Genomic DNA, 13407 nt, shown 5'->3' with positions numbered 1-13407 from the left:
TTCAGGAGAGGGAGCCGTTGATCGCCTCAAGCTCGGTGAGATCGTTGATATTTGTGAAGGTGACGAGATCCGGGTCGATTGCCCGGAGCTTATCCACCGGGACGAACCGGGTATGCAGCCCCCTCACCATCGCACGGAGAGAGTGGGATGATGGTGAGGCCAGGTAGTGCAGGAGAGGTTCTCTTCGATAGACGGCATGTAGCGGCTCAAACATATCCTCACTCCAGCATGGGACTGCCGCCTCCGCATCATGGAGTTCATCAAAAAGGTATCTGACAATATCAGATCTGATACAGGGCATATCGCAGGCGGTGATAAAGATCTGATCATGGCTCGCCGCCCCAACTCCGGCTCCGACCCCGCCGAGAGGGCCGATCCCCCGAATATCATCGGCAACGGTTTTGATGCCCGGGATATCCAAGAAGCGCTGACATTGATCGCTGTCCCGGGCGACGATGATGATCTCATCGACGACCGTTGAGAGCGTCTCGACAAGATGGGAGATGAAGGATCTCCCTTTGTAACTGAAGAAGTACTTCTCCTTCCCCCCTGATCGCCGGGCCTCGCCCCCGACGAGGATCAGAGCCGTTCTCCCCTCTCGCATATCGCTCCTTTGTATTAGGACTGCCTGCTGTTAAGGCTGCCTTTTCGTACCGCCCGTGCCTCGAGATCGAGAAGCTCTCTTTTTATCGCTCTCTCAGGGGTAAACCCGCCGATATCCTTTTTGCCGACGACCCGGTGGCAGGGGATGATGATGGGGGTCGGGTTCCTCGAGAGAGCCCCCCCGACGACACGGGCATGCGTCCCGGCAGATGCTGCGACCTCCCCGTATGTCCTCGTCTCCCCGTACGGGATCTCCCTGACGATCCGGTAGATCCGGGCAGAGACCCCGTCCCCCTCCTCTGCCGGGGAGGAGAAGTGGGAGAGATCCGTCCTTCTGCCGGCGAGGTATCCGGTGATCTCCTGCGGTATCGGGTCCGTCCCGCCGGATCCTCCAAACCAGACCCGGTGAATAGAGGTTCCATCCCAGGCAACCGATACCGGCCAGAGGCCGAACCGTCCGCTCCCCTCTCTTATCGCCATCGTGTAATGATCCCCTCCGCAGTATCTGCCGTCACCGGCTTCATCTCCTGCTGTATCCATGGCGGGAGTCCTGCCTTTACATCTTCTTCCAGAAACCGGCTGTCTCCAAGGATGAGGAGGCCATGATCCTCCGGTGTCCGGAGCACCCTCCCGAGTGCCTGCGTCGCCTTATTGATGGCGGGGAGGGTATAGGCGATGAACTCTCCTTCCTTTCCGAACTTCCGTTTGAAGTACTGGATCGCCATCGCCCGGACCTGGGTATACGGGGCGAGCGGGAGGCCGACGACCATCGCGCCTGCCAGGAGATCGCCCCGGTAATCAAGCCCCTCGCTCCACTTGCCGCCGCATACGGCAAAGAGTATCCCGGACTTCTTCTTCTTCGGGAGGCTGAGGAACTCTGCCAGCAGTTCGTTCGCCTCGGATGCCTCACGCGGCTCGATGAAGACCTTCTTCTTCATCTGCCTGCAGCGGGCGGCGTAGTCGGTCATGATCTGGTATGAGGGGAAGTAGACGGCGAGATTGCCGGGATGGCCTGAAAATGCGGTGATCATCCTGACGGTCCGGTCGATATTCCCCCTATCCTGCCGCATCCGGTAGGCGGTCGTGATATCCTCGGATGCAAGGAGAAGCCGGTTCTTCTTTGGGAAGGCGTTTGGGATCGAGAGGGTAATGACTGGAAGATCCGCAAAGTAATACTGCCTGAAACTCTCAAGCGGGGAGAGTGTTCCGCTGATGAAGAGGAGGGCATGGTGTTCGGTTGCGATCTCCTGGAGCTTTCCTGCCGGATCAATATTCCTCACCTCAAGGATGATCGATTCATCGTCCTTCCTGAAGAGGGTCAGGTAGGCGGGATCGGTCGCCGAGCAGTGTATCCGGAAGAGGAACTCGCAGAGCCGCTCGATGGCAGACTCCCGATAGTCTGCATTCTGGAGGCTCTTCTCGCGGATGGCATCGCTGATGGCGATGATATCCTCAACAATCGCGGCCATCGAAGGGTAGAGGGAGCCTTTGGTCAGTATCCGGTCAAAGATGGCAGGATCGAACCAGTCCTCGATCTCGGTGGAGCGGCGGAGTCCGTCCATAAAGTCACGGATCCTCGGGAGAACATGCCGGACCGCCTCCACCCCCTTCACCTGCGTCTTCAGTGATGAGAGTTCATGGGAGGCCTGCTGGATGTCGCGTTCATCCAGTGAGATACTCTGGATCCCCTGGACGACATCCCCGACATTATGCGCCTCATCAACGAGGATGATCAGGTCTTTTGGCTCGACATTTAGTGAGACGAGGAGCTGTTCCCTGATATCATCGTTGAAGAGATGATGATAGTTTATAATGACGACATCGGCGTTCTTTGCCGAGGTGATCATCATATCATACGGGCAGAGGGCCCCTGCATACTTATGGAGATCTTCGGGGTTCACCACAGAGCTTGCGGCCTTCTCTGCCCTCTTTCTGATCTCCTGGGACGGGACGAGCCTGAGCCCCTCATCCCCCTCAAGGAAGACCCGGCTCTTCACAAAGTAGGGGCAGATGAGGGGATTGTCCCGATCCTGCCGCTTGATCTGTTTGATGATCTCGGGATCCTGTGCCGGCACAAGGGAGCCTTTCACCGCCCGTTCACGCATCAGTGCATGGGTAAATGCCTTCACCCCTTCGCAGCGCCGGTAGACATCCCCGAGGCCGCCGAGCGGGCACATCCCCCTCTTTCCAATTAAGTAGGTGAACTTCAGGCCCGCCTTCTTCTTCTTTCGGATCAGTTCAAGCTCCCTGATGAAGATATTCAGCTGGCTGATCGTCCTGACGGCGACAAGGATCGTCTTTCCACCCGATTCGGCAAGGAGTGCGGAGACGACACTCGATTTGCCACTTCCAGTCGGTGCATCGATTAAGAGGACCCCACCCTGGCGTGCGGTCCCCGCAGCGGCGCTGAGCATCTCCTCCTGATTGGGACGGTACGTCGGATAGGGAAACCAGTCGTTAATATCACTCATTTGGAGACCTCATAATGTATAGTACAAAATACCAGTTGGTTCTGGATCATTTTTATCCGGAGATTATAAAGGGATGGCGACCGCGTGGTGAAAGTTACTTCACCCTCCGAAGCCAGAATGAGATGCCCGCCCCGACATCCTGATCGATGACTGAAATCTCCCCTCCATACCGGCGTACCAGCTGGCGGACGATATAGAGACCAAGGCCCGATCCGCTCCGCCGCTCGTCACCATGAGTATATCGTGAGAAGAGGATCGGCCTGAGATCCGGGGGGATGCCGGGCCCGTCGTCCCGGACGGTGATACAGACCCGATCACCATCCGGCCTGACGGTGATGGTGATCCGGGTATCCGCACCCCCGAACTTGAGGCTGTTGCCGATGAGATTATTGAAGATCCGGGGGAGGAGATCGTCGGCATAGACGCTGATCCCGCTCTTCTCCCATAGGATCCCGGCTTTTGGAAAGAGCCCCTCCTCACTCCTGATGACCTCGTCAAGGGATACCGGGCCAAGCCGCGTCCCGGATGATCCGATCAGTCGGATCGTATTGACATTCCTGATGATCCCGTTTGACTGCCGGATCCCCGCCTGTGCCCTCCGGACGTACTCTTCAGACGGTGCCTCGGCGAGCATCTCGAGATATCCTTCGGTGATCATGTTGGCATTGCGAATATCATGCTCCATAATATCGAGGAGGAGGGTATTCTCCTCCATGGCATCATGGTACTGCTGCTGGAGGATCGCCCGCCGCACCGCCCCACCGATCGATCGCCCGATGGATGTTAAAATCTCCTCCTCCTGCCGGGAGTATCGTCGCGGCTTGCTGTGCGCACAGCAGATCACCCCGATTACCTCCCCATGGGAGAGGATGGGAAGAACTGCGAGCGAGTAGACCCCAAGCTCCCCGTCTCCATGTTCGAGGTCCATATATTCTTCAAGGAAGATCGGTTTCTTTCCAGTCATGACAGATGAGAAGGGCGGTGTTGATACATCAATCCGGGGCTGATTCCCGAAGCAGTATTCGATATATCCTGCCATCGCATGCCGTTCCATGCTCTCAGAATGATCTCTCCGGAGGTAGATCGCACCGCAGTCGACATCGATGAGCCGGATCGTCTCCCAGAGGCAGGTATGCAGGATATCCTGGCATGTCTGTTTTGATGATGCCGACTCGACGACCGCATGCAGGATCCGGAGCTGCTGATATGCCTCTTCCAGCTCTGCCCTCTCCGGACAGGCATCTGCAGCTGGCAGGATATACCAGATGAGATCCTCATCCTGTCCGGGTGTGATCAGCAGGATCTGGCCGGATGGAAGGGAGAGCCCTGCCGGGTTCCTGGTCTGATACACTTCCTCTCCTGTCCTTAGGATCTGATCGCTGATCCCGGTGAAGAGGGGGTGATCATGGATCCCTCCCCCCTCCGGTGCATGGATCTCTCCGCTCCTGCTCACTCTCAGGGTTTTCACCGGAAGATGCGAAGAATGCATGAGAATATATCGGAACCGGAAGAGATAGTTCTTCTCCGGTTCCCGGGGATGGATCGGTTTAATTCCACCACACCCCCATATATACACCCATGGCGATCCATCCGATAGATTACAGGTACGGCACCCCGGAGATGCGCCGTATCTGGAGTGAAGAGGCACGTTTCAACGCGATCATCCGTGCCGAGGCAGCACTTGCGGTTGCGGAGGCCGAGATCGGCCTTATTCCTGCAGATGCGGCCGAAGCCATCCAGGCAGCGATTCCGAAGGCATCCCTCCGCCGCGCAAACGAGATCGAGGCCGAGATCAACCATGATATGATGGCTGTTGTCAAGGCGCTTGCCGAGGTCGCCGGCCCCGCCGGCCGCTGGGTACACTATGGTGCAACCTCAAACGATATCCTCGATACCGCGACCGCCCTTCAGCTGAAGGATGCACTCGACTGTATTGAGGAGAAGCTTCAGCGGCTCCTTCTTGTCCTGATGGAACGGAGTGCGAAAACAAAGGAGCTCGTCTGTGCGGCAAGAACCCATGGCCAGATTGGTGTCCCGACAACCTGGGGACTCCGGTTTGCCATCTGGGCAAGTGAAGTCGGGAGGCATATCATACGGCTCCGCGAGATCCGGCCCCGTGTCGTCGTCGGGCAGATGACCGGCGCAGTCGGGACCCAGGCGGCCCTCGGTGAGGACGGAATCGAGGTCCAGGCAGCGATGATGCGCCACCTCGGTATCGGGTCTGTGGATGTCTCAAACCAGGTCATCGCCCGGGACCGGTATGCAGAATACTTCTTCCTCCTCGCCAATATCGCAACCACCCTTGATAAGATCGGGATAGAGATCCGCTCCCTCCAGCGGACGGAGATTGCTGAGGTTGAGGAGGCTTTTGCCAAAAAGCAGGTGGGATCGAGCACGATGCCGCATAAGAGAAACCCGATCAAGAGCGAGCAGGTCGGGGGGCTTGCCCGGGTGATCCGATCAGCCGTCGAACCCGCCCTTCAGAACAACACCCTCTGGGATGAGCGGGATCTGACCAACTCCTCCTGTGAACGGGTGATCTTCCCCGAGGCGACGATCCTCTGTGACCACTGCCTGAAGGTGATGACGGATGCACTCATCGGGCTGATCATCAGGGAGGAGAATGTCCGGAAGAATCTGGATATCCTGCATGGGGTCAACCTCGCTGAATCGGTGATGATTGAGCTGACCCGGCGGGGGATGGACCGGCAGGAGGCCCATGAGGTGATCCGGACGACGAGCATGCAGGCACTTGAGGAGAAGAGGCCGCTTGCCGGGATCCTCTCTGCCGTCCCGGAGGTGACAAACCTCATATCCAAAGCGGAGATCGAGGATGCACTCCTGCCTGACCGGTACATCGGGACTGCGGTCCGGCAGGTGGAGCTGGTGCTCCAGAAACTCGCCCCGCTTACTTCATAATATCAATCGCTGGATGGTGCAGACCCGGAGATATGGTACTGCACCACCACCCACCGGTGGCCGGTGCCCCGGAGGACCATGGTGAATCGGCATGGAAGGACGTCTCCATCGATGGTGAGAACCAGATCCCCGATCACCCATGCGATTGTACCCTCTGCTTTTATGGTGCTCTCTCCCCTTCTGAGGGAGAACGACGCCGCCACCGCATACCTCTCCCTGAGAAGAGCGTCAAATTCTCTCTTATTCCGGATCACCTCTCCCTCCCCGGGACCATAGCCCATGATATCGTCGGCAGAGAGTTCAAGGATGGCAGGGATATCCCTTCTCTCCCATGCAGCGGTGAACCGGTCGAGGTGATCGTCTATCTGGTCTTTCGTCTGTGTACTGAGCATCGCAGATCATCATCGTCCGAGCAGAAAAAGGGAGATGAGTCTTCCCTGGTGTGGAAGATTCAGTCGTTTGAGAGTGCTTCGATCGGGTTCAGCTGCGCTGCCCGGTGGGCAGGATAGACCCCTGCCGCGATACAGATGACCGTCCCGATGATCATGCCGTAGATGACGGTGACGACGGTATGCATCGTCAGGAGGTAGCTGATATCCTGCATGATCAACAGAATCAGCAGGCCCCCTCCAGCAAGGCTGAGGAGGCCGCCAAAGAACGATCCGATGAGGCCGAGGATCGCCGCCTCATAGAGGAACATCTTGCTGATATCCACCTTCTGCGTCCCGATACTCCGGAGAATGCCGATCTCCTTGATCCGTTCGTTCACCGAGATGAGCATCACATTGAGGATGCTGACTGCCGCAACGAGAAGCGAAATCCCCCCGATTGCCATCACAAAGAGGGAGATCTGTCCGATGGCCTCCTGGATCGAGGAGATGAGGGACCGGAAGTCCATAATATTGACGACATCCTCGCGCCTGTTCAGGCGGGCGTCGATGGCATCCTTGATTCCATCGATATCATCCAGATTATTGACCGTGATTACAACCTGATCATATTTTCCTCTGCCCCCATACTTCCCCTCATACCAGCGCTCGGATCCGATGATGGCGTTATCGGTCTGGATTCCTCCTGAGAAGCCGGTATTCTCGAGGATGCCGACGACCCTGACCCGCTGTTCTCTGGCGCCGATGCCGACGGTGATGAAGTTGCCTTCCCTGATACCAAAATTCCTGGCAAGGGTCTGGCCGATCATCACACCCTCAGTACCTGAGACATACCGGCCGGAGATGAGCGTTGTGATCGGGGGGAGATCACCGGGATCAACGCCGTAGACCGAGGCGTACCCCTGTGAGTCCCCCACCTTCACCTGATCAAATGTATTATAAAAGGCGATCGTCGGATTTCTTCCCGCGATCAGCTTAATCTGCCTGATATCCCGTTCATCGATCCCGGCCCTCTCGTCCCCGACCGACGGGCCCGCCGGGGTGATGATGATGGTGTTGCCCATATTCATCAGTTCATCAGAGACGGACTGTTCGAGTGCCCCCCCGAGGAGGCCCATCGAGGTGATTGCAACAACACCGATGATGATCCCGATGGCTGCAAGGATCGAGCGGAAGAGATGGAGGCGGACATTGCGCTGCGCAAGCTCAAATGTCATTCCGAGGTTGATCACTGGATCACCCCGTCGCGTATTGTGATCAGCCGGTCAGCATAGCCGGCAATCTCATCTGAGTGTGTCACCATGACGATCGTCTTCCCCTCCCTGTTCAGATCGGTCAGGAGATCCATAATCTGCTGCCCGGTCTTTGAGTCGAGGTTCCCCGTCGGCTCGTCACAGAGGAGGATTCGTGGATCATTCGCCAGCGCCCGTGCGATGGCCACCCTCTGCTGCTGGCCCCCGGAGAGCTGGTTTGGCGTATGCTTCATATGCCCTCCGTCAAGGCCGACGAGCCTGAGGAGCTCGGCCGGCCGGCCGGTTCTATCCCGTGCACCGGTCTTGAGGATGAGCGGATACTCAACATTCTCAAATGCGGTGAGGAGGGGGATCAGGTTGAACTTCTGGAAGATGAACCCGATTGCGTCCCTCCTGAGATCTGTCAGCTCATGATCCGAGAGTTCGCGGGTATTCTTCCCCTCAATATAGAGGTTTCCAGAGGTGGGTTGATCAAGGCAGCCGATCTGGTTGAGGAGGGTCGTCTTCCCGGAGCCTGATGCACCCATGATCGCAACAAATTCCCCCACACCGATATCGAGGGTGACACCGTTTAATGCATAGACATCCCCTGCCTCCATCGGGTAGATCCTTTTGACATCTTCAAGCCGGATACAGATCTCCATTCTTCTCTCCGTTCATGGTGCAGGACAGCATGATAATGTAAAGTACATTGTACATTTTGTTATATATGGGTTGTTGGTCGTATCGGAACGGGGAGGTTCTTTGGGTGCAGCGGGTACTATCATACCTCTCCTTCAAAAAGGAAGATCTCCTCCATTGGAACTCCGAAGTACCGGCTGATCTTAAACGCCAGCTCGAGCGAGGGATCATACTTCCCCTTCTCGATGGCGAGGATCGTCTGCCTGGTGACGCCAAGAGCCGCAGCCAGCTCCTCCTGGGTCAGGGTATGCTCTGTCCGGTAGATCCTGATTCTGTTATTCATCGAAGACTCCAAACTTCCTGGAATAATAGAGCCCGAAGATGATGAAGACGAAGATGATCAGAAGAATATTCTGGATCATGGCAAAGCCCTGATCGATGAGGGCCGGTGCGTCCTGCAGGTACCCGCCACCCAGGAGGAAGGCCGAGAAGAGGAAGAGGATCAGGATCGAGACCTCCAGTGTCCGGACCGCCGCCTTCTCGTACATCAGCACACGCCGCTCGTCGATGATGATATTCATCTGTCGCCAGATCCAGAAGAGGAGGAGTGCCAGGGCAAGGAGCAGATAGGTAAGGAGCCTCAGGTTCTCCATCATGATTGCTACCCATGTCCCTGCAAGGATGCCGGTTGCAACGGCGAAGAGAGCCACCCATGAAACGATTCGATTCATCTTTATTCTCAATGCGTAACCTGATTAATAATAGATACCGGAGCATGCATCGGTACCTGTTACATTTTGTAACGCCCCAACCTCCTTTTGTTACAAATTGTAACATTGGTCCCCCACACCTGTTACAAAATGTAACATTAACATTCTATGAGCCCCGATATACTATCCATGTCCAGAGTGGTGAGAATCGCTGACGACGCCTATGAGATCGCAACCGGGTATGCCCCCACTCTCAGCGAGGGGATACGGGTGATGGATGCCCTCATCCGTGAACTCCGGGGGAAGGGATCCTCCTCGAATGATCCAAAAGAGATCGAACGGATGATCAGAAATGCGGTCAGGGATGAGATCGAGTCGGTCGTCTATCGCGGGTAGACGAAACCACAGGTTTATCTCTGACTGGTGAAGAGTGTACGGATAGATTTGCCATGGGTGATGAACTCCGGATTCGTGGATGGGTCGAGGATGATGGAAGAGTCCTCATAGAGGATGAGATCAGATCGATCATCTCAGGCGGATGTGATCGGATCTCCCGTCTGGGTGGAGAGTTCTCCATCACTTGGGGCAGATACCGGCTCCGCGATCACCTCGGCATCGTCCCGGGTGATTCCCCCCCCGGCATCTTCGAAGAGAATGGGAAGATGATCTGCCGGATCTCCCCGGACCCATCACCCCTCCCGCTTGCGAAGGCGATCGAGACCGCCGTCCGACTACGGAGCAGTCCAGGGAGTGTTGTCGCCCTCTCCGGGGGTGTCGACTCCTCCCTCATCGCCGCCATCGCAGAGAGACCCTGCATCGGGGTTGGGATCGAGGGGTCTCATGATCTCGCCCGCGCCCGGGATGTCGCACGGGTGATCGGAGCAGATTTCACCCCCATGCCAATCGATCCGGATGAGGTGGAGGACGCACTCAGACGCATACTCCCCCTTCTCCCCTCGACCAGCCCGGTTGATGCGTCGATTGCGGTGACTGCATATTTCCTCTGCAGGGCGGCATCGGACCTCGGCTATGATCGGATCATCTCCGGCCAGGGGGCAGATGAGATCTTCTGCGGATACAGCAGGTATCTTGAGAGCAGTGACCTTGGGAGAGACCGTGCCGCAGATATCGCCGATCTCCCGCGACAGATGGCAAGGGATCAGGGGGTCGCCGGACTCTTCGGAATCTGGATCTCCCTCCCGTACCTGGATATGCGGGTGATGCGCGCCGCCGGGGAGATCCCCATCGATGCGATGATCCAGTCAGGGGTGCGAAAAAGTCCGCTCCGCTCGGCTGCCAGAGCCTTTCTTCCCGCTGATATCGCATCATATGAGAAGAAGGCGATGCAGTATGGCAGCGGTGTCTGGAAGGTCATCCGGGATCTCGCACGGGAAAGTGGTTTTAAAAGGGCAGTACAAGGGTACATGAATCAGTTGCAGGAAGGTGAGGCAGAGCATGGTTTCTGAAGAGGATGTTGCACATATCGCCGTGATCTCAGATGTCGGCGTGGATGCATCCGAACTGAAGCTCTTTACAGGGCAGTTCAATGCAATATTTGAATATTTTGATATCCTTGACTCGGTCGAGGGTGGTACTGGCGAGCCCGTCGGGCAGACGAACATATTCCGCGAGGATGTTGTCGTCCAATCGCTGTCCCAGGAGGAGGTCCTCCGAAACTCGACCGATCCGGAAGACGGGTTTATCCGGGCCCCGCGGGTGATCTGAGATGGAGAAGACCTTCATCTTTGATCGCCCGGACCCATGCAACGCCTTCATCAAAATCTGTGAGAACATCACCTATGGTGAGGGCCCCCTCTCCGGTATTCCTGTCGGTATCAAGGACAATATCTCGACCGCCGGGATTGAGACGACCTGCGGCTCAGAGATCCTCAAAGGCTATATTCCACCATATAACGCCCATGTTATCACCCTCCTCAAATCAGCCGGGGCGGCGATCGTCGGAAAGACGAATATGGACGAATTTGGCATGGGAACCACCACCGAATCATCTATCTTTGGCCCGACGAAGAATCCGGTCGATCCGACCCGTGCACCGGGCGGCTCCTCAGGAGGATCTGCGGCGGCGGTCGGATCCGGGCTGGTGAGGATGGCGCTCGGTACAGATACCGGCGGATCAGTCCGCTGCCCCGCCTCCTTCTGCGGAATCGTCGGGATGAAGCCGACCTATGGCCGTGTCTCCAGGTACGGGCTGATCGCCTATGCCAACTCGATGGAGCAGATCGGACCGATGGCAGCCAATGTCAGGGACTGCGCACTCCTCTATTCGGTGATAGCAGGCTACGATCCCCGGGATGGAACAAGCATCGACAAACCTGCCCCGGCCCCCGTCACCCCGGTGATCGCCGGAAAGAAGATCGGGGTTCCTGCTGAGTACTTTGGTGAAGGGGTGGACCCGGCAGTTGCTGAAACGGTTACACAGGCGATTGAGAAGTTCGCCGATCTCGGTGCCGAGATCGTTCCCTGCACCATGCCCTCGATGAAGTATGCCCTTGCTTCATACTATGTCACCTCGATGAGCGAGGCGAGTTCAAACCTGGGGCGGTATGATGGTGTCAGGTACGGAACCGCCCCGGAGATGGTCCAGCCCTGGCATGAGGCTTTTTCTGCTATCCGCCGCGCAGGGTTTGGTGAAGAGGTCCGGCGGAGGATTCTGCTCGGGAGCTTCGCCCTCTCTGCCGGGTATCAGGGGAAGTACTATGCGAAGGCACAGGCGGCACGGCAGATGGTAAGGGATGACTTTGCCAGGCTCTTTGCGGAGGTTGATATCATCGCCGGGCCGACGATGCCGACCGTCGCCTTCCGCCTCGGTGAAGAAGCCGATCCCCTCTCGATGTACCTCGCCGATATCCTGACCGTCCCTGCAAACCTTGCCGGTATACCAGCCATCTCGGTACCCTGCGGAGAGGCCCACAGTCTCCCCGTCGGTCTGCAGCTGATGGGCAGGCACTTTGCCGAGGATGAGATCCTTGCTGCCGCCCTTGCATACGAGGAGGGATCAGCATGACCGTCATCATCGGCCTTGAGATCCACTGTCAGCTGAATACTGCCACAAAGCTCTTCTGTGGCTGCTCCACCGATTACCGGGATGACGGGCCAAATACCCATGTCTGCCCGATCTGCCTCGGCCTGCCCGGATCGCTGCCGGTCACAAACCGGCAGGCGGTCATCTATGCTCTCAAAGTTGCAAAGGCTCTTCATTGTGAGGTTCCGGAGGTCTCGGAGTTTGCCCGGAAGAATTACTTCTATCCGGATCTTGCCAAGGCATACCAGATCACCCAGTATGACAAGCCACTCGCCCTCGGCGGATATGTCGATATCGAGGGTGAGGACGGCCGGGAGAAACGGGTTGAACTGACGCGGATTCACATGGAAGAGGATCCCGGTCGGCTCGTCCATATGGGGAGCGGGGATCGAGGCCGCTATACCCTCGTCGATTATAACCGATCCGGAATCCCGCTCATTGAGATCGTCACCGAACCGCAGCTCTCCTCACCGAAAGAGGCACGCCGTTTCCTGAACAAACTCAGGGCAACGCTTGAGTACCTCGGGATCTATGACTCAGAACGGGAGGGATCGCTCCGTGTCGATGCGAACATCTCGATCAAAGGGTATGAACGGGTTGAGGTGAAGAATATCACCAGCTACAAAGGAGTCGAAAAAGCGCTCACCTTTGAGATCACCCGCCAGAAAGGGATGATCCGGAGAAACGCCCGGATCGTCAGGGAGACCCGGCATTACCAGGAGGCGCGGGGTGTTACCACCTCAGCCCGTTCAAAGGAGTTTGAGCAGGATTACCGGTACTTCCCGGAGCCGGATCTTGCCCTGATGCGGGTCACCCCCTGGCTCGATGCGATCGAGCTTCCCGAACTTCCCGATGCCCGCCGTGACCGGTTCATGAACCAGTACGGGATATCCCTAAACCATGCCCGCACGCTCACCGGTGATCTCCGGCTCGCCGAGTTCTTCGAAGAGATCGTCGGCGACAGTCCTGATATCGCCGCTCCATGGACGGCGGATATCCTCCTTGGTGAGCTGAACTACCGGGATATGCCGGTATCCGGCGTTCCTGTACAGCAGTACCGGGAGCTCCTTGATGAAGCCGGAAGCGGGCGGATCACCGATACCTCAGCCGTAGAAATCCTCCGGCTCATCCTCAACCAGGTGATGGAAGGATCAGATCCCGAGAGTCCAAAAGCGATCATATCCCGTCTCGGACTGGCAAAGGAGTCCGGAGAATCCTTCCGGGAGGTCGTCGCGTCGGTCCTTGCCGATAATGATGCAGCCGTCTCTGATCATCGTGCCGGAAAGAACGGGGCCATCAACTTCCTCGTTGGCCAGGTGATGAAGGCGACGAGAGGAAAGGCTGATCCAAAAGAGATCCGGGAGATCATTGAGGATCTCCTCAGAGAGTAGTGTGGGA

The 13407-nt window shown here is 57.1% G+C and carries 15 protein-coding genes; 6 read left to right on the top strand and 9 right to left on the bottom strand.

The window, feature by feature from the left end; translation table 11 throughout:
• Position 1 precedes the first annotated feature (1 nt).
• The 4 genes from mobA to J2T58_RS02745 form a co-directional block, all read right to left on the bottom strand.
• Entirely contained in the window at positions 2-604 is a 603-nt protein-coding gene (mobA, locus tag J2T58_RS02760; RefSeq protein ID WP_253487250.1) for a molybdenum cofactor guanylyltransferase, read from the bottom strand.
• Positions 605-618: 14 nt separating this feature from the next.
• Entirely contained in the window at positions 619-1083 is a 465-nt protein-coding gene (locus tag J2T58_RS02755; RefSeq protein ID WP_253487249.1) for a methylated-DNA--[protein]-cysteine S-methyltransferase, read from the bottom strand.
• The gene (locus J2T58_RS02750; RefSeq protein WP_253487248.1) at positions 1074-3074 is read right to left on the bottom strand and encodes an ATP-dependent DNA helicase; all 2001 of its coding nucleotides are present in this window, start codon (positions 3072-3074) and stop codon (positions 1074-1076) included. Before J2T58_RS02750 ends, J2T58_RS02755 begins: the two co-directional genes overlap by 10 nt.
• Positions 3075-3168: 94 nt before the next feature.
• The gene (locus tag J2T58_RS02745) at positions 3169-4563 is read right to left on the bottom strand and encodes a GAF domain-containing sensor histidine kinase (RefSeq protein ID WP_253487247.1); all 1395 of its coding nucleotides are present in this window, start codon (positions 4561-4563) and stop codon (positions 3169-3171) included.
• An 89-nt stretch (positions 4564-4652) separates the two neighbouring features.
• Between J2T58_RS02745 and purB the strand changes: the two genes are divergently transcribed.
• Positions 4653-5993: an adenylosuccinate lyase gene (purB, locus tag J2T58_RS02740; RefSeq protein ID WP_253487246.1), complete on the top strand. Its 1341-nt coding sequence runs from the start codon at positions 4653-4655 to the stop codon at positions 5991-5993.
• Between the two features lie 2 nt (positions 5994-5995).
• On the opposite strand, the gene J2T58_RS02735 is transcribed toward purB, so the two are convergent.
• From J2T58_RS02735 to J2T58_RS02715, 5 genes are all read right to left on the bottom strand, one after another.
• Complete coding sequence (locus tag J2T58_RS02735; RefSeq protein ID WP_253487245.1) at positions 5996-6385, bottom strand: nuclear transport factor 2 family protein; 390 nt, start codon at positions 6383-6385, stop codon at positions 5996-5998.
• 59 nt (positions 6386-6444) lie between these two features.
• The gene (locus tag J2T58_RS02730; RefSeq protein WP_253487244.1) at positions 6445-7614 is read right to left on the bottom strand and encodes an ABC transporter permease; all 1170 of its coding nucleotides are present in this window, start codon (positions 7612-7614) and stop codon (positions 6445-6447) included.
• On the bottom strand, positions 7611-8279 hold the full coding sequence (locus J2T58_RS02725) for an ABC transporter ATP-binding protein (RefSeq protein ID WP_301287444.1): 669 nt from the start codon (positions 8277-8279) through the stop codon (positions 7611-7613). Before J2T58_RS02725 ends, J2T58_RS02730 begins: the two co-directional genes overlap by 4 nt.
• 119 nt (positions 8280-8398) lie before the next feature.
• The gene (locus tag J2T58_RS02720; protein ID WP_253487242.1) at positions 8399-8599 is read right to left on the bottom strand and encodes a helix-turn-helix transcriptional regulator; all 201 of its coding nucleotides are present in this window, start codon (positions 8597-8599) and stop codon (positions 8399-8401) included.
• A complete protein-coding gene (locus J2T58_RS02715) occupies positions 8592-8987 on the bottom strand; it encodes a DUF2178 domain-containing protein (protein ID WP_253487240.1) in 396 nt (131 codons plus the stop codon). Before J2T58_RS02715 ends, J2T58_RS02720 begins: the two co-directional genes overlap by 8 nt.
• Positions 8988-9155: 168 nt before the next feature.
• Here J2T58_RS02715 and J2T58_RS02710 point away from each other — a divergent pair, with 168 nt between their 5' ends.
• From J2T58_RS02710 to gatB, 5 genes are read left to right on the top strand one after another with little or no spacing between them, the layout of a single operon-like run.
• Positions 9156-9362 (top strand): hypothetical protein, encoded by a 207-nt coding sequence (locus J2T58_RS02710; protein WP_253487238.1) that lies wholly within the window; start codon positions 9156-9158, stop codon positions 9360-9362.
• A gap of 53 nt (positions 9363-9415) precedes the next feature.
• Entirely contained in the window at positions 9416-10432 is a 1017-nt protein-coding gene (locus tag J2T58_RS02705) for an asparagine synthase C-terminal domain-containing protein (RefSeq protein WP_253487236.1), read from the top strand.
• Complete coding sequence (gatC, locus tag J2T58_RS02700; protein ID WP_253487233.1) at positions 10422-10691, top strand: Asp-tRNA(Asn)/Glu-tRNA(Gln) amidotransferase subunit GatC; 270 nt, start codon at positions 10422-10424, stop codon at positions 10689-10691. The genes J2T58_RS02705 and gatC overlap by 11 nt, the downstream gene beginning before the upstream one ends.
• 1 nt (position 10692) lies before the next feature.
• A complete protein-coding gene (gene gatA / locus J2T58_RS02695; RefSeq protein ID WP_253487231.1) occupies positions 10693-11991 on the top strand; it encodes an Asp-tRNA(Asn)/Glu-tRNA(Gln) amidotransferase subunit GatA in 1299 nt (432 codons plus the stop codon).
• Entirely contained in the window at positions 11988-13400 is a 1413-nt protein-coding gene (gene gatB, locus J2T58_RS02690) for an Asp-tRNA(Asn)/Glu-tRNA(Gln) amidotransferase subunit GatB (protein WP_253487229.1), read from the top strand. Before gatA ends, gatB begins: the two co-directional genes overlap by 4 nt.
• Positions 13401-13407: the final 7 nt, after the last annotated feature.

Origin of the sequence: Methanocalculus alkaliphilus (genome assembly GCF_024170505.1) — an archaeon.
GTDB lineage: Archaea > Halobacteriota > Methanomicrobia > Methanomicrobiales > Methanocorpusculaceae > Methanocalculus > Methanocalculus alkaliphilus.
The sequence above is the reverse complement of the archived record's forward strand: the minus strand, read 5'-3'. Positions and strand labels throughout refer to the sequence as shown.

What these genes read in the sequence shown, in the direction of transcription:
- mobA (WP_253487250.1), bottom strand. Translation starts at nt 604, where the DNA reads ATGCGAGAGGGGAGAACGGCTCTGATCCTCGTCGGGGGCGAGGCCCGG.
- J2T58_RS02755 (WP_253487249.1), bottom strand. Translation starts at nt 1,083, where the DNA reads ATGGCGATAAGAGAGGGGAGCGGACGGTTCGGCCTCTGGCCGGTATCG.
- J2T58_RS02750 (WP_253487248.1), bottom strand. Translation starts at nt 3,074, where the DNA reads ATGAGTGATATTAACGACTGGTTTCCCTATCCGACGTACCGTCCCAAT.
- J2T58_RS02745 (WP_253487247.1), bottom strand. Translation starts at nt 4,563, where the DNA reads ATGCATTCTTCGCATCTTCCGGTGAAAACCCTGAGAGTGAGCAGGAGC.
- purB (WP_253487246.1), top strand. Translation starts at nt 4,653, where the DNA reads ATGGCGATCCATCCGATAGATTACAGGTACGGCACCCCGGAGATGCGC.
- J2T58_RS02735 (WP_253487245.1), bottom strand. Translation starts at nt 6,385, where the DNA reads ATGCTCAGTACACAGACGAAAGACCAGATAGACGATCACCTCGACCGG.
- J2T58_RS02725 (WP_301287444.1), bottom strand. Translation starts at nt 8,279, where the DNA reads ATGGAGATCTGTATCCGGCTTGAAGATGTCAAAAGGATCTACCCGATG.
- J2T58_RS02720 (WP_253487242.1), bottom strand. Translation starts at nt 8,599, where the DNA reads ATGAATAACAGAATCAGGATCTACCGGACAGAGCATACCCTGACCCAG.
- J2T58_RS02715 (WP_253487240.1), bottom strand. Translation starts at nt 8,987, where the DNA reads ATGAATCGAATCGTTTCATGGGTGGCTCTCTTCGCCGTTGCAACCGGC.
- J2T58_RS02710 (WP_253487238.1), top strand. Translation starts at nt 9,156, where the DNA reads ATGTCCAGAGTGGTGAGAATCGCTGACGACGCCTATGAGATCGCAACC.
- J2T58_RS02705 (WP_253487236.1), top strand. Translation starts at nt 9,416, where the DNA reads ATGGGTGATGAACTCCGGATTCGTGGATGGGTCGAGGATGATGGAAGA.
- gatC (WP_253487233.1), top strand. Translation starts at nt 10,422, where the DNA reads ATGGTTTCTGAAGAGGATGTTGCACATATCGCCGTGATCTCAGATGTC.
- gatA (WP_253487231.1), top strand. Translation starts at nt 10,693, where the DNA reads ATGGAGAAGACCTTCATCTTTGATCGCCCGGACCCATGCAACGCCTTC.
- gatB (WP_253487229.1), top strand. Translation starts at nt 11,988, where the DNA reads ATGACCGTCATCATCGGCCTTGAGATCCACTGTCAGCTGAATACTGCC.